At 70.1% G+C, this 26,579-nt stretch carries 24 protein-coding genes and 1 pseudogene; 10 read left to right on the top strand and 15 right to left on the bottom strand.

Annotation, left to right across the window (positions count from 1 at the left end):
* Nucleotides 1-66: 66 nt before the first annotated feature.
* From R3F55_06920 to R3F55_06900, 5 genes are all read left to right on the top strand, one after another.
* The gene (locus tag R3F55_06920) at nucleotides 67-1,461 is read left to right on the top strand and encodes an MBOAT family O-acyltransferase (GenBank protein MEZ5667151.1); all 1,395 of its coding nucleotides are present in this window, start codon (nucleotides 67-69) and stop codon (nucleotides 1,459-1,461) included.
* 9 nt (nucleotides 1,462-1,470) lie between these two features.
* Nucleotides 1,471-2,559 carry a hypothetical protein gene (locus R3F55_06915; protein ID MEZ5667150.1) on the top strand — a complete coding sequence of 363 codons (1,089 nt, stop codon included), beginning with the start codon at nucleotides 1,471-1,473 and terminating at the stop codon, nucleotides 2,557-2,559.
* Between the two features lie 97 nt (nucleotides 2,560-2,656).
* The gene (locus R3F55_06910) at nucleotides 2,657-3,277 is read left to right on the top strand and encodes a hypothetical protein (protein ID MEZ5667149.1); all 621 of its coding nucleotides are present in this window, start codon (nucleotides 2,657-2,659) and stop codon (nucleotides 3,275-3,277) included.
* Nucleotides 3,278-3,410: 133 nt separating this feature from the next.
* Nucleotides 3,411-4,919, top strand: coding sequence for a leucyl aminopeptidase (locus R3F55_06905; protein MEZ5667148.1), 1,509 nt, complete (start codon nucleotides 3,411-3,413; stop codon nucleotides 4,917-4,919).
* 24 nt (nucleotides 4,920-4,943) lie between these two features.
* Nucleotides 4,944-5,396: a DNA polymerase III subunit chi gene (locus R3F55_06900; protein MEZ5667147.1), complete on the top strand. Its 453-nt coding sequence runs from the start codon at nucleotides 4,944-4,946 to the stop codon at nucleotides 5,394-5,396.
* A 103-nt stretch (nucleotides 5,397-5,499) separates the two neighbouring features.
* On the opposite strand, the gene R3F55_06895 is transcribed toward R3F55_06900, so the two are convergent.
* The 3 genes from R3F55_06895 to R3F55_06885 all read right to left on the bottom strand — a co-directional run bounded on the left by R3F55_06895 (nucleotide 5,500) and on the right by R3F55_06885 (nucleotide 8,357).
* Complete coding sequence (locus R3F55_06895) at nucleotides 5,500-5,826, bottom strand: Flp family type IVb pilin (protein ID MEZ5667146.1); 327 nt, start codon at nucleotides 5,824-5,826, stop codon at nucleotides 5,500-5,502.
* A 207-nt stretch (nucleotides 5,827-6,033) separates the two neighbouring features.
* Nucleotides 6,034-6,228 carry a Flp family type IVb pilin gene (locus tag R3F55_06890; GenBank protein ID MEZ5667145.1) on the bottom strand — a complete coding sequence of 65 codons (195 nt, stop codon included), beginning with the start codon at nucleotides 6,226-6,228 and terminating at the stop codon, nucleotides 6,034-6,036.
* 248 nt (nucleotides 6,229-6,476) lie between these two features.
* The gene (locus R3F55_06885) at nucleotides 6,477-8,357 is read right to left on the bottom strand and encodes an ABC-F family ATP-binding cassette domain-containing protein (GenBank protein ID MEZ5667144.1); all 1,881 of its coding nucleotides are present in this window, start codon (nucleotides 8,355-8,357) and stop codon (nucleotides 6,477-6,479) included.
* A 149-nt stretch (nucleotides 8,358-8,506) separates the two neighbouring features.
* On the opposite strand from R3F55_06885, the gene ndk reads away from it, so the two are divergent.
* Nucleotides 8,507-8,929 carry a nucleoside-diphosphate kinase gene (ndk, locus tag R3F55_06880; protein MEZ5667143.1) on the top strand — a complete coding sequence of 141 codons (423 nt, stop codon included), beginning with the start codon at nucleotides 8,507-8,509 and terminating at the stop codon, nucleotides 8,927-8,929.
* A gap of 48 nt (nucleotides 8,930-8,977) precedes the next feature.
* Here ndk and R3F55_06875 read toward each other — a convergent pair whose 3' ends face one another.
* Nucleotides 8,978-9,103 (bottom strand): aa3-type cytochrome c oxidase subunit IV, encoded by a 126-nt coding sequence (locus tag R3F55_06875; GenBank protein ID MEZ5667142.1) that lies wholly within the window; start codon nucleotides 9,101-9,103, stop codon nucleotides 8,978-8,980.
* Nucleotides 9,104-9,240: 137 nt separating this feature from the next.
* On the opposite strand from R3F55_06875, the gene folB reads away from it, so the two are divergent.
* A complete protein-coding gene (gene folB, locus R3F55_06870) occupies nucleotides 9,241-9,615 on the top strand; it encodes a dihydroneopterin aldolase (protein MEZ5667141.1) in 375 nt (124 codons plus the stop codon).
* A gap of 56 nt (nucleotides 9,616-9,671) precedes the next feature.
* Nucleotides 9,672-11,295, top strand: a pseudogene (locus tag R3F55_06865) (GMC family oxidoreductase N-terminal domain-containing protein).
* Nucleotides 11,296-11,546: 251 nt separating this feature from the next.
* Here R3F55_06865 and R3F55_06860 read toward each other — a convergent pair.
* The 3 genes from R3F55_06860 to R3F55_06850 all read right to left on the bottom strand — a co-directional run bounded on the left by R3F55_06860 (nucleotide 11,547) and on the right by R3F55_06850 (nucleotide 13,879).
* The gene (locus R3F55_06860) at nucleotides 11,547-11,936 is read right to left on the bottom strand and encodes a RidA family protein (GenBank protein MEZ5667140.1); all 390 of its coding nucleotides are present in this window, start codon (nucleotides 11,934-11,936) and stop codon (nucleotides 11,547-11,549) included.
* Between the two features lie 321 nt (nucleotides 11,937-12,257).
* On the bottom strand, nucleotides 12,258-13,103 hold the full coding sequence (locus R3F55_06855) for an endonuclease/exonuclease/phosphatase family protein (protein MEZ5667139.1): 846 nt from the start codon (nucleotides 13,101-13,103) through the stop codon (nucleotides 12,258-12,260).
* Nucleotides 13,094-13,879, bottom strand: coding sequence for a glycerophosphodiester phosphodiesterase family protein (locus tag R3F55_06850; GenBank protein MEZ5667138.1), 786 nt, complete (start codon nucleotides 13,877-13,879; stop codon nucleotides 13,094-13,096). Before R3F55_06850 ends, R3F55_06855 begins: the two co-directional genes overlap by 10 nt.
* 135 nt (nucleotides 13,880-14,014) lie before the next feature.
* Between R3F55_06850 and R3F55_06845 the strand changes: the two genes are divergently transcribed.
* Nucleotides 14,015-15,409: an exonuclease domain-containing protein gene (locus R3F55_06845; GenBank protein ID MEZ5667137.1), complete on the top strand. Its 1,395-nt coding sequence runs from the start codon at nucleotides 14,015-14,017 to the stop codon at nucleotides 15,407-15,409.
* The gene (locus tag R3F55_06840; protein MEZ5667136.1) at nucleotides 15,406-16,887 is read left to right on the top strand and encodes a DUF294 nucleotidyltransferase-like domain-containing protein; all 1,482 of its coding nucleotides are present in this window, start codon (nucleotides 15,406-15,408) and stop codon (nucleotides 16,885-16,887) included. Before R3F55_06845 ends, R3F55_06840 begins: the two co-directional genes overlap by 4 nt.
* A 28-nt stretch (nucleotides 16,888-16,915) precedes the next feature.
* Here R3F55_06840 and rodA read toward each other — a convergent pair whose 3' ends face one another.
* The 8 genes from rodA to R3F55_06800 form a co-directional block, all read right to left on the bottom strand.
* Nucleotides 16,916-18,061, bottom strand: a complete 1,146-nt coding sequence (gene rodA, locus R3F55_06835) for a rod shape-determining protein RodA (GenBank protein MEZ5667135.1) — start codon at nucleotides 18,059-18,061, stop codon at nucleotides 16,916-16,918.
* Nucleotides 18,062-18,073: 12 nt separating this feature from the next.
* Nucleotides 18,074-19,972: a penicillin-binding protein 2 gene (mrdA, locus tag R3F55_06830; protein MEZ5667134.1), complete on the bottom strand. Its 1,899-nt coding sequence runs from the start codon at nucleotides 19,970-19,972 to the stop codon at nucleotides 18,074-18,076.
* A complete protein-coding gene (gene mreD, locus R3F55_06825; GenBank protein MEZ5667133.1) occupies nucleotides 19,965-20,477 on the bottom strand; it encodes a rod shape-determining protein MreD in 513 nt (170 codons plus the stop codon). The genes mrdA and mreD overlap by 8 nt, the downstream gene beginning before the upstream one ends.
* A 13-nt stretch (nucleotides 20,478-20,490) precedes the next feature.
* Nucleotides 20,491-21,462, bottom strand: a complete 972-nt coding sequence (gene mreC / locus R3F55_06820; GenBank protein MEZ5667132.1) for a rod shape-determining protein MreC — start codon at nucleotides 21,460-21,462, stop codon at nucleotides 20,491-20,493.
* 159 nt (nucleotides 21,463-21,621) lie between these two features.
* Nucleotides 21,622-22,659, bottom strand: a complete 1,038-nt coding sequence (locus tag R3F55_06815; GenBank protein MEZ5667131.1) for a rod shape-determining protein — start codon at nucleotides 22,657-22,659, stop codon at nucleotides 21,622-21,624.
* A 244-nt stretch (nucleotides 22,660-22,903) separates the two neighbouring features.
* Nucleotides 22,904-24,013, bottom strand: a complete 1,110-nt coding sequence (gene ilvC / locus R3F55_06810) for a ketol-acid reductoisomerase (GenBank protein ID MEZ5667130.1) — start codon at nucleotides 24,011-24,013, stop codon at nucleotides 22,904-22,906.
* Nucleotides 24,014-24,109: 96 nt separating this feature from the next.
* Nucleotides 24,110-24,634, bottom strand: a complete 525-nt coding sequence (gene ilvN, locus R3F55_06805; GenBank protein MEZ5667129.1) for an acetolactate synthase small subunit — start codon at nucleotides 24,632-24,634, stop codon at nucleotides 24,110-24,112.
* Between the two features lie 69 nt (nucleotides 24,635-24,703).
* The gene (locus tag R3F55_06800; protein MEZ5667128.1) at nucleotides 24,704-26,518 is read right to left on the bottom strand and encodes an acetolactate synthase 3 large subunit; all 1,815 of its coding nucleotides are present in this window, start codon (nucleotides 26,516-26,518) and stop codon (nucleotides 24,704-24,706) included.
* Nucleotides 26,519-26,579: the final 61 nt, after the last annotated feature.

Genomic DNA, 26,579 nt, shown 5'->3' with positions numbered 1-26,579 from the left:
CGCCGGTTGACGCCGGTTTCACGTCACCGCCACCGACCGGGCCGGTCGCGCTGTCCAGGGCTGTCGATGCTGTTCCATACACAGCTGTTTCTGCTCGTCTTCCTGCCGCTCGCCTATGGTGCCTATGCGGCCGCGGCGCTGCTCGATCGCCGATTCGGCCCGCTGCCGCGCAAGAGCGTCCTGATCGCCGCGTCGATCATCTTCTACGCCTACTGGGATCCGCGGCTGGCACCGTTGCTGATCGGCTCGGTCATGGTCAACTGGCTGGTGGCCCGGTTCGCGCCGGCGGACAGCCGCCACGCGCCGCTGGCCTGCATCGCCGTCAACCTGGGGCTGCTGGCCCTTTTCAAATACGCCGATTTCTTCGCGTCCAACGTCTCGGCCCTGTTCGGCGCCGACCATGCCGGCTGGAACATCGCGTTGCCGCTCGGCATCAGCTTCTTCACGTTCCAGCAGATTTCCTATCTGGTCGACCGCATGCGCGGCGACGCGCCGCGCTACGGTTTGGCCGACTACGCGCTGTTTGTCACCTTTTTCCCGCAGCTGGTGGCCGGACCGATCGTCCGTCACGACGAGATCATCGGGCAGTTCGCGCGCGGCCCGTTCGCCGAGGGCGCGGCGGAGCGCTGCGCGGTCGGGCTGACCCTGCTGGCGATCGGGCTGGTCAAGAAGGTGTTCCTGGCCGATCCGCTGGCCGAGGTGGTCGACCCGCTGTTCGCGGCGGCCGGCAGCGGCGCCGCGCTCGGCTTCGCCGAGGCCTGGACCGCTGCGCTGGGCTTCGCGCTGCAGATCTATTTCGACTTCTCCGGCTATTCCGACATGGCGATCGGGCTGGCCCTGCTGTTCGGCTTCCGGCTGCCGATCAATTTCGACGCGCCCTACCGCGCCGTCTCCGTCGCCGATTTCTGGCGGCGCTGGCACATCACCCTGTCCCGCTTCCTGCGCGACTATGTCTACATTCCGCTGGGCGGCAACCGCGGCGGACTGGCTCGCGCCACCCGCAACACCGTCGCGACCATGCTGCTGAGCGGCCTGTGGCACGGCGCGGCCTGGACGTTCGTCGCATGGGGCGGGCTGCACGGCCTGGCGCTCGCCGCCGAGCGGGTCGGCCAGCGCGCCGGCATCCGGGTGCCGGCAGTGGCGGCCTGGGCGCTGACCTTCCTGTTCGTCACGCTGGCCTTCGTCGTGTTCCGGGCGCAGAGCTTTGCCGAGGCCGCCGCTGTGTTCGCCGGTCTGGTCGGCGGCAACGGCTTCGGCTTCGACTACGCCTATGGCGGCCGCACGGCGGTGGTGGCGATCGCGCTCGCCGTCGTGCTGCTGTTCCCGACCAGCCAGCGCTTCGCGGCGGAAAAACTGCAGCCGTCGCCGTTCGCGGCGGTGGCGACCGCCGCCGCCCTGCTCGCCGTGCTGCTGCAGGTCGGCGTCGGCGCCAACCAGGAGTTCATCTATTTCCAGTTCTAGGCAACGGCGGTGACGCGGCGCTGGTCGCGATACCTGCGCCTTGCGCTCGGGCTGCTCGCAGGCGGCGGGCTGGCGGTGTTCGCCTTCGTCGCGCTGGTCGATCCCTATGATTCGCTGTGGTTCTCGCCGGCGGCGGAGCGCGAGCCGATCTCGACCAACCAGCGCTATTCCTTCCCGGCACTGGCCCGGTCGGACCGCTTCGACAGCGCCGTGTTCGGTACCTCGACCACCCGCCTGCTGCGCCCGGCCCAGCTCGACGGCCTGTTCGGGGCGCGCTTCGCCAACCTCTCGATGAACAGCGCCACCGCCTATGAACAGAGCGAACTGCACGCGCTGTTCCTGCGCCATCACCCGCGGCCCGACATCGTCGTCTACGGCATCGACAGCATCTGGTGCGCGGTGGAGGACGCCTATGTGCCGTTCACCTTCCGGCCGTTCCCGCCGTGGCTGTACGACGAGGACCGCTGGAACGACCTGCTCTACCTGTTCAACTTCAAGGCGATCGAGGCGGCGGGCCAGCAGTTCGCTTTCCTGACCGGCATCAAGGACCGGCGCTACGGCGCCGACGGCTACACCGACTTCCTGCCGCCGCAGGCGGAGTACGACCTGGCCCGCGCCCGGCAGAACATCTATGGCCCCGCCGGCCCGCCCGCGCCCGACGCGCCGCTGCCGACCGGCCCGGTGCCCGGTGCCGACGAGATCGCCGGCTGGACCTATGCGACCCATGCGCTGATGCGGGCGATGCTGGCCGCCGCACCGGCGGAGACCCTGAAAATCCTGGTGTTCGTGCCCTATCACGCCAGCCAGTTCGAGCGGACGAACCCACTGCAGCAGGCGCGCCTGGCCGAATGCAAGCGGCGGCTGACCGCGATCGCGCAAGACGTGCCGAACAGCGTCGTCCTCGACTTCATGATCCCGTCGATCATCACCCGAGACGACGCGCGCTACTGGGATTCGCTGCACTACAACGTCGAGACGGCGGCCGAAATCGCCGCCGCGATCGCCCGCGGCGCGGCCGATCGGCGCAGCGAGGACGGCCTGTTCGTCTATCTCGGCGGATCGCCGCCACCCGACGGAGCCGCGTTAACCGATCGTTAGCCTTCGTCGCCGCATAGCTATTGAACTTCGGTCACCTTGCAGTTAAACATCGATGACAAGGGGTTAGGGCCGATAGTTCAGAGATTGAGGCAGACCTATGCGCTATCTAGCTGTCATTCTGCTGGCCAGCCTGGCCGCCGCCTGCTCTTCGTCGCCGTCGCCCACGTCGACACACGTCGCCGACCGCGGCCCCGTCGAACTCGGTGAGTTCGGCGAACGCATGGGCCTGCTGGAGTCGAACGGCAACTACATGATCGTGAATCCATATGGCTATCTGGGCAAGTACCAGATGGGCGAGTGCGCGCTGATCGATGCCGGCCTCTACACCCATGACTCGACCGGGTGCGGCAGCCAGGACTGGTCCGGGCAGTGGACCGGCGCCTATGGCGTGGACAGCGTCGACAGCTACCTGCAGACGGCAGAGGCGCAGGACTATGCCTTCCACCGCTTCACCCTGGCCAACTGGGCGGAGATCCGCCGGCGCGGCCTCGACCAGTATATCGGCCTGAACATCAACGGGGTGAAGATCACCGCGGCCGGGCTGCTGGCCGGCGCCCATCTCGGCGGGGTCGGCGGCGTGGAGGCGTTCCTGCTCTCGCTGGGCATGGAAGACCGCGGCGACGCCTATGGTTCGCGCATCTCCAACTACATCAACCTGTTCAACGGCATCGAGGCGCCGCCGAGCATCGTCGGCATCACCCAGGCCGCGTCGCGCTGACCGGGGCGGCCGCCCCCGCAAGCCGGCCGGATTCCGTGTTGGTGTTTGACATGCCCGGTTCCGTCGGCTAGCCGACGGAACGGTGCGCGGCCGCGCCAGGCGGCCGGTGTGCGTGCAGGCGGAGGGTGTGGCGATGAAGATTGCGTTCAGCGAGCCGAAGGCGGTCGGCAAGCATTGGGTGGCCGTGGCCGTGGCCGGCGATCGCGTGCTGCGCGGACACGCCGCGGACCTCAACGGCCGGCACGGCGACATCGTCGCGCGCACGATCCAGGCGGTCGGCTTCAAGGCGGAGCGGGCCAAGACGACGGCGATCGTCACGCCGGGCCCGGGCGAGCTGAAAGGCATCATCCTGGTCGGGCTCGGCAATCCCGACGAGCTGACCGCGGAGCATTTCGCCCATATCGGCGGCGCGCTGGTCGCCCAGGCCAGCGGCGTCAACGCAGCCGACCTGACCGTGGCGCTGGACGACGACGGCTGCGGGCCGGTCGCCGGCGCCGACGCCGCGGCCAACCTGGCGCTCGGCATGCAGCTGCGCGCCTACCGTTTCACCACATCCCGCACCACCAAGACCACTGGCGCGCCGGCGCTGAAGAAGGCGACGATCCAGCTGTCCGGCGCCGCGGCCGCGCGCAAGGCGCACGCCGACCTGGACAAGGTGGCCGCCGCGGTCGCCTTCACCCGCGACATCGTCACCGAGCCGGCCAACGTGCTCTACCCCGACAGCTATGCCCGCATCATCGACGAGACCCTGACCCCGCTGGGCGTGAAGGTCGAGATCCTCGACGAAAAGGACATGGAAAAGCTCGGCATGGGCTCGCTGCTCGGCGTCGGCATGGGCAGCGCCAAGCCGCCGCGGCTGGTGGTGATGCAGTGGCAGGGCGTCAAGGGCCAGGGCGCGAAGGCCCGGGGCAAGAAGCCGCTCGCATTCGTCGGCAAGGGCGTCACCTTCGACACCGGCGGCATCTCGATCAAGCCGTCGGCGGGCATGGAGGACATGAAGTGGGACATGGGCGGCTCGGCCGCCGTGGTCGGGCTGATGCACGCGCTTGCCGGCCGCAAGGCCAAGGTCAACGCCGTCGGCATCGTCGGCCTGGTCGAGAACATGCCCTCCGGCACCGCCCAGCGCCCGGGCGACGTGGTCAAATCGATGTCCGGCCAGACCATCGAGGTGCTGAATACCGATGCCGAGGGCCGGCTCGTGCTGGCCGACGCGCTGTGGTACTGCCAGGACCGCTTCCAGCCGCGGTTCATGATCGACCTCGCCACCCTGACCGGCGCGATCATGGTGGCGCTGGGCAAGGAGATGGCCGGCCTGTACAGCAACCGCGACGAGCTGGCCGACGCCCTGCTCAAGGCCGGCGAGGCCACCGGCGAGCGCTGCTGGCGGATGCCGCTGGACGAGGCCTATGACCGCCAGATCGACGGCGACATCAGCGATGTGAAGAACATCAGCGCCGGGCGCTGGGGCGGCTCGATCACCGCCGCGCAGTTCCTGCAGCGCTTCACCAACGGCCTGCCCTGGGCCCATCTCGACATCGCCGGCACCGCCTGGACCGACAAGGACCGGCCGCTGGCGCCGAAGGGCGCCACCGCCTTCGGCGTGCGCATGCTGAACGCCTTCGTCGCCGCCAACTACGAATAGGCGGCGCGGCGCCCGCGGCCGGCCATGCCGACGGAGATCCGTTTCTACCACCTGCAGCGCACCGGCCTGGAACAGGCGCTGCCGCTGCTGCTGGAGCGCGTGCTCGACCGCGGCCAGCGCGCGGTGGTGATGGCGGGCTCGCCCGACCGGGTCGAGGCGCTGAACGTCCACCTTTGGACCTACAACGAGCGGAGTTTCCTGCCGCATGGCAGCGCCCGCGACGGCCATGCCGCCGACCAGCCGGTTTGGCTGACCGAGGCCGACGAGCGGCCGAACGCCGCCGATGTGCTGTTCCTGACCGACGGCGCCACCTCGACGCATCTGGACGACTACGCGCTGGTGGTCGAGCTGTTCGACGGCCGCAGCGACGAGGCCGTCACCGCCGCGCGCGGCCGCTGGAGCGCCTACAAGGGCGCCGGCCACACGCTGACCTATTGGCGCCAGGACGACCGCGGCCGCTGGAGCCAGCAGGGTTGAGGCGCGCCGTGCGGCACACGCCGGAATCGCAACGGCCCCCGTTTTGAGCGGGGGCCGTTTTGCCGAGCGGAGGCCGCGTTGTCTGACGGGTTGCGGTTCAGCGCTATTCGGCGGCGGGGAGGACGCCGTCGATGGAGGAGGAGGCGGTGTCGAAGACGGCGGCGAGGCTGTCGCCCATGGCGCCGAGTGCGGTGATGGCGGCGACGGAGACCATGGCGCCGATCAGGCCGTATTCGATGGCGGTGGCGCCGCAGTCGTCGGCGATGAAGCGGCGGGGAAGGCGGTGGCGAAGCGGGTCATGGGGTGGATCTCCTGCCTGGAGGGGGTTTCGGACCTGTTCCTGCCTGTCCGGCCCCGGTTTTGGGTTCGTCGGGGGTTTGTGTTGTCCCGTGGCAAAACCTTCGCAAAAGCGGCGGAGTTTGCAAGACAAAAGCGGAGAACCCGCTGTGAATACTATTCGATATCGAGATTTGTTTGTGGTTAATACTATGTTTCTTTACGACGCCTGCCGGCACCCCGCCTGCCCCCATAACGGCGAAGGGGGACGCCGGCATCGGCGTCCCCCTCCAGGGCAGTGAAGCGCGCGATGGAAGGCGGCGGAGGCGCCTGGCCGGGCGCCCCCGCCATCCGGTCGGGTCTACTCGCCGCCGGCAGGCAGGGCGCCGTCGACCGAGTCCGACACGGTGGTGAACAGGCTGTCCAGGCTGTCGCCCATCGCGCTCAGCGCGGTGATGGCGGCGACCGAGACCAGGGCGGCGATCAGGCCATACTCGATGGCGGTGGCGCCGTCCTCGTTGGAAAGGAAACGCTTGAAGCTGGCGAAGGCGGTCATGGTTTCAACTCCTGCCTGGTGTTGCGCCGGCCTTTGCGGCCGGTCCGGGTGAGTGAGGGTCCGTACCTCGAACCCGCCCCAAAGACATCGCAAATCCCGCCGACATTTGCAAGAGAAACCGCGCAAACAACGCTCAGTTATTGTTCGAAATCGAGCCAATTACTTCAAACATTTAGTCCCGACTTCCCATCAAACTCTTCGCAATTCCAATCCTTCCCCCAACAGACCGCAACGAAAACGGCCCGCGTTCAGGAAGCCGCCTCCAGCTCGGCCGCGATCTGCAGCCAGTGTTCCTCGGCGGCGGCGAGCGCCCGCGCCACCTCGGCCAGGGTGATCTGCAGCCGGGTCACCTTCTCCGCGTCCGCCCGGTACAGTGCGGGGTCGGCGAGCTCCTGCTCGATCGCCGCCTTGCGCGCGTGCAGCTTGTCGACCTCCTTCTCCGCGTCGCGGGCCGCCCGCCGCAGCGGCGCCACCGAGGCGCGGGCGTCGGCCGCGGCCTTGCGGGCGGCCTTGCGGTCGGCGCCGCCGTCGCCCGCAGGCTCGACCCTGGCGTCCGCCCCGCCGCGGCGCTGCGCGATCACCCGCTGGCGATAGTCGTCGAGGTCGCCGTCGAACGGCAGGCAGCGGCCGCCCTCGACCAGCCAGAAGCGGTCGACGCAGCGGTCGAGCAGCGCCGGGTCGTGGCTGACCAGGATGATCGCGCCGTCATATTGCGTCACCGCGTCGACCAGCGCCTCGCGCGCATCCATGTCGAGGTGGTTGGTCGGCTCGTCGAGCAGCAGGATGTGCGGGCTGGCCGTGCACATCAGCGCGAACAGCAGCCGGGCGCGCTCGCCGCCGGACAGGCCGGCGATTTTCGAATCGGCCAGGTTGGCGCCGATGCCGAAGCGGCCGAGGTGGCTGCGCCGCCGGGTCTCGGTCGCCATCGGCATCAGGGCGGCGACATGGTCGAGCGGGGTGCGGCCGACGTCCAGCGCCTCGGTCTGCGCCTGGGCGTAGACGCCGACCGCCAGCTTCGACGACTTGACCACGCGGCCGCCGCGCGCGGCGAGCTCGCCGCACAGCAACCGCACCAGCGTGGTCTTGCCGTTGCCATTCGCCCCCAACAGCCCGATGCGGTCGTCCATGTCGACGCGCAGGTTGAGCCGGCTGAGCACCGGCGGCCCGTCGCCGTAGCCGACGCTGGCGTCCTCGAGCGTCAGCAGCGGCGGCGACAGCGGCTCCGGCTGCGGAAAGGCGAATTCGACGCCCGCCGCCTCGCTGACCGGCGCGATCGGCTCCATCCGCTCCAGCGCCTTGATCCGGCTCTGCGCCTGGCGGGCCTTGCTGGCCTTGTAGCGGAACCGGTCGATGAACTTCTGGATGTGGGCGCGTTCGCGCTGCTGCTTGGCATAGGCGGCCGCCAGCACCGCCAGCTTCTCGCGGCGGGTGCGGTCGAAGGTGGCGAAGTTGCCGCGATACAGCGTCAGCTTCTGCCGGTCCAGGTGCAGGATGTGCGTGCACACCGCATCGAGCAGGCCGCGATCGTGGCTGATCAGCAGGAACCCGCTGCGATAGCGGGCCAGAAAGCCCTCGAGCCACAGCCGCGCCTCGAGGTCGAGGTGGTTCGACGGCTCGTCGAGCATCATCAGGTCGGACGGCGCGAACAGCGCCGCGGCGAGCGCGACGCGCATGCGCCAGCCGCCCGAATAGGCGCTGCACGGCCGCTGCTGGGCCGCGTCGTCGAAGCCGAGGCCGGCCAGGATCGCCGCCGCGCGCGCCGGCGCGCTGTACGCCTCGATGTCCTCCAGCCGGGTGTGGATCTCGGCCAGCCGGTGGCCGTCCTGGCAGCGGTCGAGCTCGGCCAGCAGCGCGGCACGCTCGCCGTCCGCGGCCAGCACCGAGTCGAGCAGACTGTCGTCGCCGTCGGGCGGGTCCTGGGCCATCGCCACCACCCGCGTGCGCGGCCCGAGCCCGACGGAACCGGCCTCCGGCGGCAGCTCGCCCCGAATCAGCCGGAACAGCGTGGACTTGCCGCTGCCATTGGCGCCGACCACGCCGACTTTCCAGCCGGCCGCGATCGACGCCGTCGCCTGCTCATAGAGCAGCCGGCCGCCCACTCGATAGCTGAGGTCGTTGATCTGCAGCATGGCGCCACCGCATAGAGCATCTCGCGCCGTTGCGGAAGGCGCTCACTGGCGGCACGCGCCCGACCGCAAGGCCCGGCCGGGGCCCCTTGCGCCGCCCCAAAGGCGCGTCTATAACGCCGCGTCCCCGCAGGAACCGGAGAATTGGAACAATGGCGGTTGAGCGCACCCTGTCGATCATCAAGCCCGATGCGACGCGCCGCAACGTGACCGGCGGCATCGTCGCGATGCTGGAAGAGGCAGGGCTTCGCGTGGTCGCCCAGCGCCGGATGAAGCTGACCCGCGAGCAGGCGGAGCAGTTCTATGCCGTGCACAGCGAGCGGTCGTTCTTCAAGGACCTGTGCGGCTACATGTGCTCCGGCCCGGTCGTGGTGCAGGTGCTGGAGGGCGAGGACGCCATCGCCCGCAACCGCGAGGTGATGGGCGCGACCAACCCGGCCAATGCGGCCGACGGCACGATCCGCGCCAAATACGGCGAGTCGATCGAGGCCAACTCGGTGCACGGCTCGGACGCGCCGGAGACGGCGGCGCAGGAAATCGCGTTCTTCTTCAGCCGGATGGAGATCGTCGGCTGATCGCCGACGTCGGGGCGGCCGGCACGGCCGACCGCCGGCAGGGACGGATCAGAGCAGGAAGATCGCCATCAGGATCAGCAGCAACGCGATCCCGATGATCGAGTTGCGGGCCACCTTGACCGTCGAATGCCACGTGTGGCGGTGGCCCTCGTCCAGCTGATTCAGATCGACCATCGTTCCGGTTCTCCGTTCGGATTTGCCGCACCTCGGCCGAGTTGTATCGCGCCCGCGGCCGCCGTCAAGACCGCGGGCGCCCGCGCGCCCAACGGTCGCAACGAAACCGCGGCGGCGACACCGTCGGAGGGACGACGATGGATCGCGTGTTCCTGTCCAACATGGCGTTCTTCGCCCGGCACGGCGTGCACGACGCCGAACGCAGCCTGGGCCAGCGATTCTTCGTCGACGTCGACTGCCTGCTCGACACGCGCCCGGCCGCGGCGAGCGACCGGCTCGCCGACGCCGTGTGCTACGACGCCGTGCACGCCGCGGTGGCTGCGGTCATGGACGGCCCCGCCGTGCGGCTGCTGGAGACGCTGGCGTCGCGGATCGCCGCAGCGGTGCTGGACGGATTCCCCACGGTCGACGGTGTCCGCGTCGCGGTGCGCAAGCCTGCGGCGCCGGTGGCCGGCGTCCTCGACCACGCCGGGGTGGAGATCGTGCGCCGGCGCGGCGGCGGCACCGATTGACCGGGCGCGCAGGCCGCCGCTAGGGTCGGTTTCCCTGATCCGCACGGCCGACCGGCATGACCGCTGACCCGCATCCCGACAGCATCGGCGCTTTCGACTACGTCATCGTCGGTGCCGGCTCGGCCGGCTGCGTGCTGGCCAACCGGCTCAGCGCCGATCCGACCGTTTCCGTTCTGCTGCTGGAGGCCGGCGGCCGCGACAACTACATCTGGATCCGGATTCCGGTCGGCTATCTCTACTGCATGGGCAACCCGCGCACCGACTGGCGGTTCAGGACCGCGGCGGAGCCGGGCCTGAACGGGCGTAGCCTGAACTACCCGCGCGGCCGCGTGCTCGGCGGCTGCTCGTCGATCAACGGCATGATCTACATGCGCGGCCAGGCCCGCGACTACGACGGCTGGCGCCAGATGGGCAACACCGGCTGGGGCTGGGACGACGTGCTGCCCTATTTCCGCAAGTCGGAGGACTTCGCCTGGGGCGAAAGCGCGTTCCACGGCGCCGGCGGCGAATGGCGGGTGGAGGCCAGCGGCTGTCGTGGGAGATCCTCGACGCCTTCCGCGAGGCCTGCGCCGAGGTCGGCATCCCGAAGACCGACGACTTCAACACCGGCGACAACCACGGCGCCGGCTATTTTCACGTCAACCAGCGCAACGGCTGGCGCTGGAACACCGTGTCGGCGTTTCTGAGGCCGGTGCGCAACCGTCCGAACCTGACCGTGCTGACCGACGCCCAGGCCCGGCGGCTGACCTTCGACGGGCAGCGCTGCAACGGGCTGGTCGTGCGGCACAACGGCGCCGACCGGCGGATCGATGCGCGCGGCGAGGTGGTGCCGCCTCCGGCGCGATCGGCTCGCCGCAGATCCTGCAGCTCTCCGGGATCGGGCCCGGCGCGCTGCTGCAGCGCCACGGCATCGCCGTGGTCCGCGACCGTGCCGGCGTCGGCGCCAACCTGCAGGACCACTTGCAGATCCGCACCGTGTTCAAGGTCTCCGGCACGCGCACGCTGAACGATCGCGCCCGCACACTGTTCGGCAAGGCCGGGATCGCGCTGGAATACGCGCTGAAGCGCAGCGGCCCGATGTCGATGGCGCCGAGCCAGCTTGGCGTGTTCGCCCGCTCGGACGCGTCCTATGACACGCCCAACATCGAGTATCACGTCCAGCCGCTGTCGCTGGACGCCTTCGGCGAGCCGCTGCACCCGTTCTCGGCCTTCACCGCCAGCGTGTGCAACCTGCGGCCGGAGAGCCGCGGCACGGTGGCCATCGCCGGCCCCGATCCGTCGACGCCGCCGGAGATCCGCCCGAACTACCTGGCGACCGCCGCCGACCGCCGGGTCGCGGCCCAGTCGATCCTGCTGACCCGGCGCATCTGTGCCGCACCGGCACTGGCCCGCTTCCGGCCGCAGGAGTTCAAGCCGGGCACCCACCTGGACAGCGAGGACGACCTCGCCCGTGCCGCCGGCGACATCGCCACCACCATCTTCCACCCGGTCGGCACCGCGCGCATGGGCATCGACGCCGACGCGGTGGTCGACCCCCGGCTCCGAGTCAACGGCGTCGAAGGCCTGCGCGTGGTCGACGCCTCGGTAATGCCGACGATCACCTCCGGCAACACCAACTCGCCGGTGATCATGATCGCCGAGAAGGCGAGCGAGATGATCCGCGAGGACGCCCGCGCCTGACCGCTTCCGCCGTCACTGCGCGGCGCGGTGCGGCAATCCGGGGCCATCGGCCAAATGGTCGAACCGGATTGCCGCGCCGCCTGTCGGCGGCTCGCAATGACGCCTTGGGGATTGCGCGCTTCGATTGGCTTGGGACGTGGTCGCGGCAGCCGGCCACGGCGCCGGTGGCAGACACTGCAGCGCCTCGTCCGGTTCCCGACGAAGGACTTGGTCGGGGGCACCAATGCGCGGTGGCGCGGAAAGCGCGCGCGTCAGGCCGGCCGTGCCGCCACCGCCTCCACTTCCAGCTTGAACTGCGGGCCGGCGAAGCCGGGGACCAGCAGCAGCGTGCTGGCCGGCGGCGGGCTGGCGACGTGGCGGTCGCGCACGGCCATGTAGGCGGCCAGGTCGGCGCGGTCGACCACATAGGCATTCAGCCGGACGACGTCCGCCATCGCCATGCCGGCTTCCGCCAGGATGCGGGCGATCGCCCGGAAGATCAGCTCGGCCTGCTCGGCGGTGTCCTCCGGCACACGGCCCGCGGCGTCGATGCCGAGCTGGCCGGAGACGAAGACCATCCGGCTGCCGGCTTCGACCTCGGCGGCATGGCTGTAGTTGGCGAATGGCGGGTGGACGCCGTCGGCATCCGCGATCTTGCGCATGGCGCCTCCGCTTGGCAAAGCGCAGGCGAGTCTGGGCGGATCGCACGCGCGGGTCAACGGCCGGTCAGAAGGCGAAGACGCCGACCAGCAGCGCAGCGTACATCAGGATGCCGCTGACAAGTTCCCAGCGCCGCGACCGATAGGTCGCGGGGTCGTAGTGCAGGTCGAATGGCATGGTGCGAACCCTTCCGGGCTGAACGACACGGCCGGCCGCAACCGGCGCGGCGCGTCTTGCATGTGCTGAAGATGGGGACGATCACGCCGCGATCAACTTAACCTTACCGCCGCGTTGTGGCGGCGGTCACTCGCCTGCGGCGCCGCTCAGTCCGGATCGAACGTCGTGCGCACCGGCTGGTGGTCGGACCCGGCAGCCTCGGCCAGCACCTCGACCCGGCGAAGGCGCGCGCCGAGGCCCGCCGTGACGAAGCAATAGTCGATGCGAATGCCGCGGCGCGTCGCGGCATCGCTGTACAGGGTGGCGCCGTCGCCGCCGACACCCGCACGGGTCCAGGCATCGGCAAAGGCGTCGGCGACCAGCCGGCCGTATTCGGGCGAATCCGGCTGCATGTTGAAGTCGCCCAGCAGCATGGCGTCGGCCGGCGGCGGCGGCGGGCTGACCGTCTCGTCCGCCCAGGCGTCCGGCGTGCGGCCGCTGTGCACCGCTCCGTCGGCATCGGCGCGCCCGTGAATGGCGAGGATGGTTTCGACCTGGCGCAGGCGCTGGGCGGCGGACAGGTGGCACAGGTGGGTCGAGTAGACGCGGATCGGACCGAACGGCGCGTCGATGGTCGCCTCCAGCGCGCCGCGCTGGATGGTGAACTTCTCCGGGTCGGTGTACTTCGGCAGCAGGTGGTTGCGCGAAGACAGGATCGGGAAGCGCGACAGGATCATGTTGCCGAACTGGCGGCGCCGGTTGTCGACCGCGGCATCGGCGCCGCGCCCGGTGCTCTTCAGCACGTCGATGGTCGGGCCGAACATCCAATAGTGGCTGGGCAAGGCATCGGCGATCACCCGGCACTGGTCCATGTCGTCGGACCGCGTCCAGAACCGCTCCACCTCCTGCAAGGCGACGACGTCGGCGTCGCGGATCGTCTCGACGATACGACCGGCGTCGAAGCGACCGTCGCGGCCCAGGCAGTACTGGATGTTGTAGGTGATCACCTCCACGGCGAAGCCCCGGCTGCGTCGCGGATCGCCAGCGCCCGGTCGGGCCAGTCGGTGGTGACGTCGTCGACGGCGTCGTTGCCGAGCCAGGCGCGCAGGTCGTCGACAGCGTTCACGGTCCACACCGCGGCGCGCAGCCCGGCGGCGCGCGCGCGCGCGATCAGCGCGGCACGCGCGGCCAGCTGGCCGGCGGCATCGTCCGGCGGCTTGCTGCCGACGCCGATCGCCGCCGCATGGGCGGCCAGCGCCTCGTCGACCAGCGCGGCCATCCGCGCTTCGGCCTCGTCGGCCTTCCAGCTGGTCAGCACGCTGTAGGCGAGCCTACGGCCGAGGCGGCCCAGCGCCGCGATCGCCGGGCGGTCGAAGCTCATGAACAGGGTGCGCCCGGTCATGCCGTGCGCGTCGGTCGCCGCAACGCTGCGGGCCACCATGTCGTCGGCGTCGGCCCCGTCCGCCACCTTGATCTCGAGCTTCAGTTCCAGCCGGGTCGGCACCAGCAGCGCCAGCACCTCGTCCAGCGTCGGCGGCGGCTCGCCGCCGGTACCGGTCAAACGGCTGCGGCGAACCGTTTCGAAGTCGAGCTCGACCAGCCGGCCGCTGCCGTCGCTGGTGCGTTCGAGCGTGTCGTCGTGGAACACCACCAGGCGGCCGTCACGGCAGGCCTGCACGTCGAGCTCGACCGCGTTCAGGCCGCGCAGTCCGACGGCGCCGCGGAACGCGGTCAGGCTGTTCTCGGGCCACAGGCCAGCACCGCCGCGATGCGCGGTGATCAGGGTCATGATTCGGGCGTCCTCCTCGCGTCGGCGCACCGGGGGCTGCGCCGATCCGCCGCCAACCTATCGCCCGCACGCATGGTGGTATAGTGACGATGCGAGCACATTCGGCCGCGCCGCCGGCGCGGGGAGGAGACCGCCATGGCCCGAGCGCCGTCGGCCCGGCGCAGCCTGTTCGTCGGCGCGCTGACCTGCGCGCTGGTGTTCGCCATCGCCGTGGTCGTCGGCCTGATCGGCTGGAGCCGCAGCGGCGCACCGGCGATCATGCTGGTCGTCCTCGGCGCCTGCGCCGCAGTCGGCCTGGCCGGCTTCTGGATCGTGATCGGGCTGCTCGACGACCATTTCGACGGGCTGGAGCGGCTGCGCGGCCGCCTGGTGATGATGCGCGCCGAGGCGGCCGGCCACGCCCGCCGCGACGCCGCCGCCGAGCCGTGGCGGCAGGATGCCGAGGGCGGGCGGCTGGCGGACGCCGCGCTGGCCCTGGCGCAGGTGTGGCAGGAAGCCCGCGCCGCACCCGACTCCCGGCTGACCGCCATGGTCGCGGCCATCCCGGACGGCATCGTCTCGGTGACGGAAACGGGACTGGTCAGCCTGGCCAACGCGCCGGCCCGGCGCCTGCTCGGCGGCGCGCGCGCCGCGCTCGGCACCAGCATCTACGCCGCGCTCGACGACCGCGATCTCGGCGAGGCCTGGCGCAGCGCCCGCGCGGACGGGCTAGCGGTCGCCCGCCGCCTGCGGCACGTCGACGGCCACACGGTGTCGGCACGGGTGATCGATCTCGGCCCGGGCCAGGGCGCCCTGATCATGATGGAACCGCCGCCGCCGCACGGCGGGGCGGCAGCGGACGACGAAGGCCTGCTCTGCGACCCGAGCCTGCACGAGGAGCCGCCGGCGCCGCTGCCGATCGGCGACGACACCCCGCTCGATGCCCTGCCCGCCTGGGTGCTGGACCTGGAGACCACCGGGCTGGACGTGCGGGCCGACCGCATCGTCTCGATCGGCGCGATCCGGCAGCACGGCGCCCGGCTGTTCCGCGGCACGGTGATCGACCAGCTGGTCAATCCCGGCCGCGCCATCCCGGCCGCATCCAGCGCCGTGCACGGCATCACCGACCGCATGGTCGAGGCCGCTCCCGGCTTCGCCGAGGCCTACGCGCGCATTGGGCCGCGGCTGGCCGGCTGCGCCCTGGTCGGGCACAACATCGGCTTCGACCTGACCGTGCTGCGCAGCGAGGCGGCGCGCTGCGGCATCGAATGGGCGGCGCCCCCCGCGCTGGATACCTTTCTGCTGGTCGCGGCGCTGGAACCGAAGCGCACCGACCTCAACCTGGAAGCGCTGGCCAGGGCCTACGCGGTGCCGCTGACCGCGCGGCACACCGCGCTGGGCGACTGCCTGACCACCGGCGAGCTCTATCTACGGCTGCTGCCGCTGCTGGCCGAACGCGGGGTGGTCACCTTTGGCGCGGCGCGCGCGTTCGCCCGGGGCGCCCGGCACGCGCTGGCCCACCAGCGCGCCGCCGGCTGGATCGAGCCATGAGCGACAGCCCATCGGCGCCCGATCACGTGCTCGACGGTTTCGCCTATCGCCGGCGCGTCGCCGACGTGATGGTCGGGCCCGTGGTCACCATCGCGCTCGGCGCAACGCTGCGCGAGGCCGCCGCCGCGTTGGGCGCGCACCGGGTCAGCGCGCTGGCGGTCACCGGCGGCGACGGACCGGTCAGCGGGATCCTCACCGAACGCGATCTCGTCCGCGCCATCGCCCGCGGCGTCGACCTCGACCGCGCGACCGTGCTGCAGGCGATGACCGCCGACGTGGCCACCATCGCACCCGACGCCTTCGTCTATGTCGCCATCGGCCGGATGCAGCGCCTCGGCATCCGCCACCTGCCGGTCGTCGACGACGGCCGGCTGGCCGGCATGGTCAGCGCCCGCGCCCTGCTCAAGCTGCGCGCCGGCCAGGCGCCGGTGATCGGCGACGCCATCGGCGCCGCGGAAACCCCACAGGAGATGGCGGAGAGCCTGGCCCAGCTGCCGGCCCTGGCCCGGGCGATGCTGGCCGACGGGTGCGGCGGCCACGAGATCGCGGCGGTCGTCGCCGGCGTGTTCCGCGACGCCACCGCGCGCGCCGTCGCCCTGGCCGAAGCGCGACTCAGCGATTCGCATCTTGGACCGCCGCCGGCCGCCTATGCCTTTCTGGTGCTCGGCTCGGCCGGACGCGGCGAAAGCCTGCTGCGCCCCGACCAGGACAACGCCATCGTCCATGCCGGCACAGTCGCGGACGACGGCTGGTTCGCCGAGCTGGGCCGCATGGCCAGCGACTTCCTCGATGCCGCCGGCATCCCCTACTGCATCGGCCACGTGATGGCGTCGGAGCCGCACTGGCGGCGGACCCTGGCGGGCTGGCGCGACGAGATCGGCCGCTGGATCGCGCGGGCCGAGGGCGAGAGCCTGCTCAACGTCGACATCTTCTTCGACTTCCAGCCGGTGCATGGCGACCGCGGCCTGGCCGGCGCGCTGCGCGCCCAGTCGCTGGCCGCCGCGGCACGCGCCCCGCTGTTCCTGCGCATGATGGCCGGCCAGCTCGACAGCCTGTCGCCGCCGTTCAACCTGTTCGGGCGGTTGCGCACCGACCCCGACAGCGGCCGCTTCGATGCCAAGATCGGTGCGTTGCTTCCCGCCGTCGCGGCGGCGCGGATCATGGCGCTGGCGACCGAGACGCCGGAGACCGGCACGGTCGGTCGGCTGCGCGCCGCGGCCGCCATCGGCGGGGCGGAGAGCGGGGCGGTGGCGGAGATCGTCGAGGCGCACGGACTGGTGCTGCGCATGCTCGCGGCCCAGCAGGTCGCCGACCGCGCCGCCGGCCAGCCGGCGACGAACTGGCTGGCAGCCCGCGAACTGCCGCGCCATGAACGCGAGGCGCTGATCGAGGCGCTGCATGCCATCGACGGCGCCAAGCTGCTCGTCCGCGACGTGCTAACCGCCCCGCGCAACGGCTCAACGCCCGCCGCGCGCTAGCAACATCGGCAGACGCCGGACCGGTGCGTCAGTCGTCGTCGGCCCGCCGACCGATGCGCAAGTCGCGGCTGACGTAGACGTTCATCACCAGTCCGATGCCGATCATCGCGGTCAGCATCGCCGTGCCGCCGTAGGAGATCAGCGGCAACGGCACGCCCACCACCGGCATCAGGCCCGAAACCATGGCGACGTTGATGAAGACATAGAGGAACAGGGTGAAGCCGACGCCGAAGCTGAGGATGCGGCCGAACTGGTTGCGCGCTCGCAGGCCGATCGCGATGCAGAAGCCGATCACCATCAGATAGAGGGTGAGCAGCGCAAGCCCGCCGACCAGCCCGAATTCCTCCGCCAGCATGGTGAAGACGAAGTCGGTCTGCTTCTCGGGCAGGAAGCTGCCGTGGCTCTGGCTGCCCTGCAGGAAACCGCGGCCGAACAGGCCGCCGGAGCCGAGCGCGATCTTGGATTGCAGGATGTGGTAGCCGGCGCCGAGCGGGTCGCTCTCCGGGTCGAGGAAGGTCATCACGCGCTGGCGCTGATAGTCGTGCAGCATGTTCCACGCCAGCGGCGCCGCCCCGGCCAGCGCGACGCCGACCACCGCGAACATCCACAGCCTGACCCCGGCGACGAAGAACACGGCGGTGGCGCCGAGCCCGAGCGTCACCGCGGTGCCGAGGTCGGGCTGCTTCATCACCAGCGCGATCGGCATCAGCGTCAGCAGCACCGGCGGCACCATCATTGTCACCCGACGCAGGTCCAGGTGGGTGCAGCCGTGAAAATAGCGGGCCAGCGCCAGCACCAGCGCCAGCTTCATCAGTTCCGACGGCTGCAGCTTGATGATGCCGAGGTCGATCCAGCGCTGGGCGCCCATGCCGATGCTGCCCATCACCTCCACGCCTATCAGCAGGGCCAGCGTCAGGAAATAGAAGACATAGGCCATGCGCAGCAGCAGGCGCAGGTCGATCACCGCCACCACCAGCATGATCGCGGTGCAGACGGCATAGCGCAGCGCATGGGCCGAAGCCCACGGATGGAAGCTGCCGTTGCCGGCGGAATAGAGCATCGCGACGCCGGTGGCGGCCAGGCCGGTGACCAGGACCAGCAGCATCCAGTTGATGCCGAGCAGCCGGCGGGTCAGGGTCAACCGTTCGACGGGCAGGGTCGAGGTCAGCGCCATCGCCGGCCGGCCTCAGCGCTGCAGCGGACCGATGTCCGCCACCTCGGCGGCACCGAACCGGCGCTGCACGTCGAGCAGCGTATCGCGCGCGATCGGCGCGGCGGTGGACGAACCGCCGCCGCCATGCTCCACGACCACGCCGCACACGAAACGCGGTGCATAGACCGGCGCATAGGCGACGAACAGCGCATGGTTGCGGTGGTGCCAGGGCCGGTCCTCGTCGCTGATGATGCCGGCCGCGCGCTCCGCCGCCGTGATGCGGCGGACCTGCACGGTGCCGGACTTGCCGCCCATCGCCAGCCGCTCGTCCTCGATCCGCGCGCGGTAGGCGGTGCCGCTCGGCGAATTGACCACCAGGCTCATGGCGTCGCGGATCCAGCCCTGCCAGATGTCGGGTATGCCCATCGACGGGAAGGTCGGCGCCGGTTCGCCCTCCAGCCGCTTGGTCAGGCGCGGGGTCACCGCATAGCCGCCGTTGACCAGCCGCGCGGTCATCACCGCCAGCTGCAGCGGCGTGCAGTTGACATAGCCCTGGCCGATGCCGGCGTTGATGGTATCGCCCGGCACCCACGGGTTGCCCAGCGTGGCCTCCTTCCAGCCCTTCGTCGGCATCAGGCCGGTGCGCTCGCCGACCAGGTCGACCCCGGTCAGGTCGCCGAAGCCATAGCGCCGCGCGAATGCGCTGAGCTTGTCGATGCCCAGTTCCAGCGCGGTCTCGTAGAAATAGACGTCGCACGACTGCTCGATCGCACTGGCCAGGTTGACGTGGCCGTGGCCGAAATGCTTCCAGCAGTGGAAGCGGTTGACGCCGTAGTCGAGGAAGCCCGGGCACCAGACCTCGCTGTTGGCGTCGATGATGCCCGCCTCCAGCGCGGCGAGCCCGACCACCATCTTGAAGGTGGAGCCGGGCGAGTAGGTGCCGGCGATCGCCTTGTCGCGCAGCGGCGCGCGCGGGTTGTCGGTCAGCGCGTTCCAGTTGGCGACCGAGATGCCGCCGATGAACTGGTTGGGGTCGTAGGCCGGCGCCGACACCATCGCCAGCACGTCGCCGGTGTGGGCGTCCATGACCACCGCGGCGCCGCTCTCCTCGCCGAAGCGCTCGACCGTGGCGCGCTGCAGGCCGGCATCGATGGTCAGCGTCAGGTCGCGGCCCGGCTGGCCTTCCTCGCGCGTCAGCTCGCGGATCACGCGGCCCAGGGCGTTGACCTCGACCTGGCTGACGCCGGCGCGCCCGCGCAGCACCTCGTCGTAGCGCCGCTCCAGTCCGCTGCGGCCCATCTGGAAATCGGGCAACTCGAGCAGCGGGTCGCCGTTCAAGTCCTCCTCCCGCGGCGGGGCGATGTAGCCGGTCAGGTGGCCCATCGCGGCGGCATTCGGATAGATGCGGCGATAGCCGAGGTCGATCGACACGCCCGGCAGGTCCGGTGCGTTGACCTCGACGCTGGCGACCTGGTTCCAGGTCAGGTTCTCCGCCACCATCACCGGCAGGAACGAGCGGCGGCGGCCGACCTCCTCCAGGATGCGCTCGATCTCGTCGGGCGCCAGCGCAACGATGCGTGCCAGCCGCGCCAGCACCACCTCCATCTCGCCGGCCTGCTCGGGCACCATCTGGACCCGGTAGTTCAGCTCGTTGACCGCGACCGGTTCGCCGTTGCGGTCGAAGATCTCGCCGCGCGGCGGCGGCAGCAGGCGCATATTGACCCGGTTGTCCTCCGCCAGCAGCGCATAGCGGTCGGCCTCCACCACCTGCAGCCCGTAAAGCCGGGCGCCGAGCACGCCGAACAGCCCGACCTGCAGGCCGCCGATCGTCAACGCGCGGCGACTGAAGCCGCGCATGCGGTCCTCGTCGCGGCGGAAGCCCGCCATGACGCGCTCGGCCGCCGCCTGCTTCTTCCGGCGCAGCCTAAGCATGGGTCAGCAACCCGCGCTGCAGCCTGGTCAGCAGCCAGGAGACGAGCGGAAAGACGCCGACGGTCAGCAGCAGTTCGAACAGCGCCGGCACCGGATCCAGCACCCGCTCCAGCCAGACGGTCATGATCAGGTAGCGCAGCAGGCCGGCGCCGGCCGCGGCACCCGCGAACATGATCCACAGGTTGACGAAGCCGCGGCCCGCGGTCAGTTGCGCGATGCGCCCGGCCACGCCGCGCAGCACCACGTAGATCAGCGCGCTGCTGCCCGGCGGCAGGCCGAGCAGCAGGTCCTGCAACAGGCCGATGACGAAGGCCGCCTGCACCGGCATCAGCTCCGGCCGCTGGACCGACCAATGGAACACGGCGATAAGCACCCAGGCCGGCGCCGCCTCGCGGAACACCGGCAGCACCGGCGGCAGCGCGGAGATCAGCACCAGCAGCAGCGTCAGCGCCACCGGCACCGACTGGCGGGCGACGGCATCGATGCGCAGCAGCAGCCGGTTCATCGCCGCGCCCCGCTCACTGCTGGTGCACCGCGGTGCCGTCGGACACCGGCGTGACCATGTTGGCCGGGCCCGGCGCCTCCGGCACGTCGGCCTCGGGCCCCGCCGGCTGGTCGGCCATCTCACCGTCGTTGTGGAAGTCGTCGATCAGGCCGGGCAGCGCGAAGTCCACCACCCGCACCAGTTCCAGCCGGTCCCAGTCGACGAACGGCTGTACGCGCACGGTGCCGTCGGTCACCGCCACCACCTCGCCGACCGCGAGGCCCGGCGGGAACACCCCGGCGTCGCCGGACGTCACCACCCGATCGCCGGGCGCCACCGAGTCGGCGCTGGGCAGGTATTGCAGCAATGGCAGGTCGGTGTTGTCGCCCAGCAGGATGGCGCGGCCCCGCGTCCGCTCCACGCGCACCGGGATGCGGGAATTGAGATCGGTGATCAGCAACACCCGCGCGGCCCGCTGGCCGACCTCGGTGATGCGCCCGACCAGCCCCTCGCCGGTCATCACCGCCTGGCCCTTGGCGACGCCGTCGACGCTGCCGACGGCCACCAGCAGGCTGCGCACGTAGACGCCGCTGCTGTCGCCGATCACTCGCGCGGCGATCTGGGCCGCCGCCGGCACGTCGACGAAGTTGGTCAGCGCGCGCAGCGCGTGGTTCTGCGCCTGCATGGCGCGCGCCGCCCGTTCCCACTCCAGCAGGCGAGCGTTCTCCTCGCGCAGCCGCGCGTTCTCCTCGCGCAGCACCGCCAGCTCGGTCAGCGAATCCATGAAGTCGGACACCGACTGCGCCGGTTCGGACGCCGCGTCGACGATGGGCGACATCATGTCGGCGACCGCGACCCGCACCCGCTCCATGAACCGGGAGTCGGCCTTGGCCAGCAGCATCAGCCCGAATGCGAGCAGCACGGTCGTCGCCAGCGCGAAGCGCTGCAACAGGACCTTCAACGGAATCGCATAGCGGACAATCGTGCTGGCCGGGGGTCGTGCCATCTGGCGTCCTTCGCCCTGTCGTCTCGGCAGCAGGCCGGCGGAACCGCGCCTCGCGCATCCGCCGCAGGGGGAATCCTACCGCAATTCGCCGGCCGGCCCAACGGCGCGTCGACGAACGTTCATCTTTGCCTGTTCCGTTCGCGTGCTACCAGTCCCGCGTTACTGGTTGATCAAGACGTGCCGCAGCGTCTTCAGCTCCTCCAGCGCCCGGCCGGTGCCCAGCGCCACGCACGACAGCGCGTCGTCGCCGATCGACACCGGCAGGCCGGTGGCGTGGCGCAGCACATAGTCCAGGTTGCCGAGCAGCGCGCCGCCCCCGGTCAGCACGATGCCCTTGTCGACGATGTCGGCCGCCAGTTCCGGCGCGGTGTGCTCCAGCGCCACCTTGACCGCCTCGACGATGGCGCTGACCGGCTCGGCCAGGCTTTCCGCCACCTGCCGCTCGGAGATGACCAGTTCCTTCGGCACGCCGTTCATCAGGTCGCGGCCCTTTATCTCCATCACCGCGCCCTCGCCGTCCTCCGGCGGGCAGGCCGAACCGATCTGCTTCTTGATCCGCTCCGCGGTGCCCTCGCCGATCAGCAGGTTATGGGTGCGGCGGATATAGCCGATGATCGCCTCGTCCATCTTGTCGCCGCCGACCCGGACCGAGCGCGAATAGACGATGCCGCCCAGCGACAGCACCGCCACCTCGGTGGTGCCGCCGCCGATGTCGACCACCATCGAGCCGGTCGGCTCGGTCACCGGCAGACCGGCGCCGATCGCCGCGGCCATAGGCTCCTCGATCAGGAACACGCGCCGCGCGCCCGCGCTCTCGGCCGATTCCTGGATCGCGCGGCGTTCCACCGCCGTCGAGCCCGACGGCACGCAGATGATCACCTGCGGGCTGGCGAAGCTGCGCCGGTTGTGCACCTTGCGGATGAAGTGCTTGATCATCTCCTCGGCGACCTCGAAGTCCGCGATGACGCCATCGCGCAGCGGCCGGATCGCCTGGATGTTGCCGGGCGTGCGGCCCAGCATCTGCTTGGCCTCCTCGCCCACCGCCAGCACCTGCTGGCGGCCGCGGACATTGGCGATGGCCACCACCGAGGGCTCGTTCAGCACGATGCCGCGACCCTTGACGTAGACCAGCGTGTTGGCCGTGCCCAGGTCGATGGCCATGTCGGCCGACATCATACCGAGGAGTTTGGACAACATGGTCCGGCTCAGGCTCCACCAATCCGTCGAGTCATGGGACGGCGCACACGCTGCCCTCTGGGCAAATCCACCGGGCCCGCCGAAAACGAACCGTCGGCGTTCAAGCCTTGGATTTTCAAGCCGTTGTCAACCGCTCTTCACAGGAAATAGCACCCGACAGGCATCGCCAGCAACTTGATTCTGCCGCCCGGCGGGGCCGCCCGGACCGCGCGGTGCCGCGGCCCGGTGCCCGTGCGTCGCCGGCTCAGTTCTTGGTCTTGTCGACCAGCCGGTGCTCCTTCAGCCACGGCATCATGCCGCGCAGCCGCTCGCCGACCTCCTCGATCGGATGCTCGGCCTCGCGGCGACGGACCGCCTTGAAGCTGGTCTGGCCGACCTGGTTTTCCAGCATCCATTCGCGCGAGAACTGGCCGGTCTGGATTTCGTTCAGGATACGCTTCATCTCGGCCTTGGTCTCGTCGGTGACGATGCGCGGGCCGCGCGTGTAGTCGCCGTATTCGGCCGTGTTCGAGATCGAATAGCGCATGTTGGCGATGCCGCCCTCGTAGATCAGGTCGACGATCAGCTTCACCTCGTGCAGCGTCTCGAAATAGGCCATTTCCGGCGCGTAGCCGGCGTCGACCAGCGTCTCGAAACCCGCCTTGATCAGCGCGGTCAGGCCGCCGCACAGCACAACCTGCTCGCCGAACAGGTCGGTCTCGACCTCCTCGCGGAAGCTGGTCTCGATGATGCCGGCGCGGCCGCCGCCGACGCCGCAGCCGTAGGACAGGCCGAGGTCGTGCACCGCGCCGGACGCGTCCTGGGCGATCGCCAGCAGGCAGGGCACGCCGCCGCCGCGCAGATACTCGGAGCGCACGGTGTGGCCCGGCCCCTTCGGTGCGATCATGAACACGTCGAGGTCGGACCGCGGTTCGATCAGGTTGAAATGGATGTTGAGGCCGTGGGCGAAGGCCAGCGCCGCGTTCTCGCGCATGTTGCCGGCCAGGTGCTCGCGGTAGATCTGGCCCTGCAGCTCGTCCGGGGCCAGCACCATCACCACGTCGGCCCACTTGGCCGCGTCCGCCGGACTCATCACCTTGAAATTGGCGCCCTCGGCCTTCTTCGCGCTCGGCGACCCCGGCCGCAGCGCGATGACGACATCCGGAACGCCGCTGTCGCGCAGGTTCATGGCATGGGCATGGCCCTGGCTGCCATAGCCGACGATGGCCACTTTTTTCGACTTGATCAGGTTCAGATCGGCGTCACGATCGTAATAGACCCGCATTACTCTCCCCTCTTCCTGGCGGTCACGCCCGCCTGGCGTTCGTTCGAATTTCGTCCTGCCGGATGACGGTGATGTCCGTGGACCGCGCAGCCGCGACCGAGGCGGCGGGCGCTTGGCGGCCGGGCGCTTCCCTGCAGGCGCGCCTTGTTACAGCCAAGCGCTGCGCAACGCAAACCCCGCAGCCTGTCACCCGTTGTGGCCGCAGTCGATGACCTGCGGGCCGCGCGCGATGGCGACGACGCCGGAGCGCACCACCTCGACCTTGCCCAGCCCGCCCATCAGTTCGACGAAGCTGTCGACCTTGTCGGGGCTGCCGGTCATCACGAAGACGAAGGATTCCAGCGTGGTGTCGGCGACGGTGGCCCGGAAGATGTCGGCGATGCGCAGCGCCTCGCGCCGCGCGGCGCCGTCGTTGGCGACCTTGACCAGCGCCAGCTCCTTGGCGACGAACGGCCCCTCGCCGGTCAGGTCGTGCACCGCGCGCACCGGCACCAGGCGCAACAGCTGCGCCTTGATCTGCTCGATCACCATCCGGGTGCCGTTGGTGACCAGGGTGATGCGCGACACGTTGTCCGCATGCTGGACCTCGGCGACGGTCAGGCTGTCGATGTTGTAGCCGCGGCCGGAAAACAGGCCGACCACGCGGGCGAGGATGCCGGGCTCGTTGTCGACGATGACGGCAAAGGTATGGCGTTCGATGGTATCGGTCACACGGATGGCTCCAGAAGAAGGCGGCGCGGGCGGATCGCGGAAGCGGCGGGATTTCCCCGCCGCCCGGCATCAGACGAGGACCATGCCCTCCACCGACACAGTCTGCTCGCTCTTGTCGCCGTTGGGCCCGAGGATCATCTCGTTGTGGGCCGCACCCGACGGGATCATCGGGAAGCAATTCTCCGCCTTGTCGACCACCATGTCGACGATCACCGGCCGGTCGACCGCGATCATCTCCTCGATCACGTCGTCGACCTCGCTCGGCTTGGTCGCGCGCAGCCCGACCGCGCCGAACGCCTCGGCCAGCTTGACGAAGTCCGGCAGCGAGGCCGAGTAGCTCTCGGAATAGCGGCCGCCATGCAGCAGCTCCTGCCACTGGCGGACCATGCCCATATACTCGTTGTTCAGGATGAACACCTTCACCGGCAGCCGGTACTGCGCCAGCGTGCTCATCTCCTGGATGTTCATCATGATCGAGGCCTCGCCGGCGATGTCGACCACCAGCGCGTCCGGATGCGCGAGTTGGACGCCCATCGCCGCCGGCAGGCCATAGCCCATGGTGCCGAGGCCGCCGGATGTCATCCAGTGGAACGGGGTCTCGAACTTGTAGAACTGCGCGGCCCACATCTGGTGCTGGCCGACCTCGGTGGTGATGAAGGTCTCGCGCGCCTTGGTCAGCTCATAGAGCCGCTTGATCGCGAATTGCGGCTTGATCACCGTCTTGGTCTGGGTGAAGCGGAAGCAGTCCTTCGCCCGCCATTTCTCGATCTTCGCCCACCAGTCGGCCAGCGCCTTGGCGTCGGCCTTGACCTTGCGGTTCTTCCACAGCGCGATCAGCTGCCGGGTCACCGCGCCGACGTCGCCGATCACCGGCACGTCGACGGCGACGTTCTTGTTGATCGACGACGGATCGATGTCGATGTGGATCTTTCTGCTGTTCGGCGAGAACGCGCTGAGCCGGCCCGTCACCCGGTCGTCGAAGCGGGCGCCGATGCAGACCATGACGTCGCATTCGTGCATGGCCAGATTCGATTCGTAGGAGCCGTGCATGCCGACCATGCCCAGCGACAGCGGATCCGACCCCGGGAAGGCGCCGAGGCCCATCAGCGTCATGGTCACCGGGAAGCCGGTCAGGCGGGCCAGCGCGGTCACCGCCTTGCAGGCCTCCGGGCCCGAGTTCACCGTGCCGCCGCCGACGTAGAGCAACGGCTTCTTCGCCTTGACCATCAGCTTGAAGGCGGCCTCGACCGCGGCGGCGTCGCCCTCCAGCTGCGGCCGGTAGGAATGATGGCGCACATTCTCCGGCCCGGTATAGGTGCCGTCCGCGAACTGAATGTCCTTCGGCAGGTCGACCACCACCGGCCCGGGCCGGCCGCTGCGCGCGACGTAGAAGGCCTCGTGGATGGTCTTCGACAGCCGGTCGACGTCCTTGACCAGGTAGTTGTGCTTGGTGCACGGCCGGGTGATGCCGGTGGTGTCGCACTCCTGGAAAGCGTCGTTGCCGATCAGGTGCGTCGGCACCTGACCGGTCAGGCAGACGATCGGCACGCTGTCCATCAGCGCGTCGGTCAGCCCGGTGACCGCATTGGTCGCGCCGGGACCCGAGGTGACCAGCACGACGCCGACCTTGCCGGTGGAGCGTGCATAGCCTTCGGCGGCATGCACGGCGGCCTGCTCGTGCCGGACCAGGATGTGGCGGATCGAGTTCTGCTTGAACAGCGCGTCGTAGATCGGCAGCACCGCGCCGCCGGGATAGCCGAAGATCACCTCCACGCCCTGGTCGACCAGCGCGCGCAGCACCATTTCGGCCCCGCTCATCCGCTGCGGTTCCGGCGCCGCGGCCTTGGCGGCCGCCTTCTTGCGCGTCCTCGTTTCGCTGGTCATGGCAACATTCTCCTCGCCCCGGCCTGCCTGCCGAAGCCTCAACCCGTCCGATTGTCACGTC

The organism is Alphaproteobacteria bacterium, assembly GCA_041396705.1.
GTDB lineage: Bacteria > Pseudomonadota > Alphaproteobacteria > CALKHQ01 > CALKHQ01 > CALKHQ01.
This window is presented reverse-complemented; position numbering and strand designations above follow the sequence as displayed.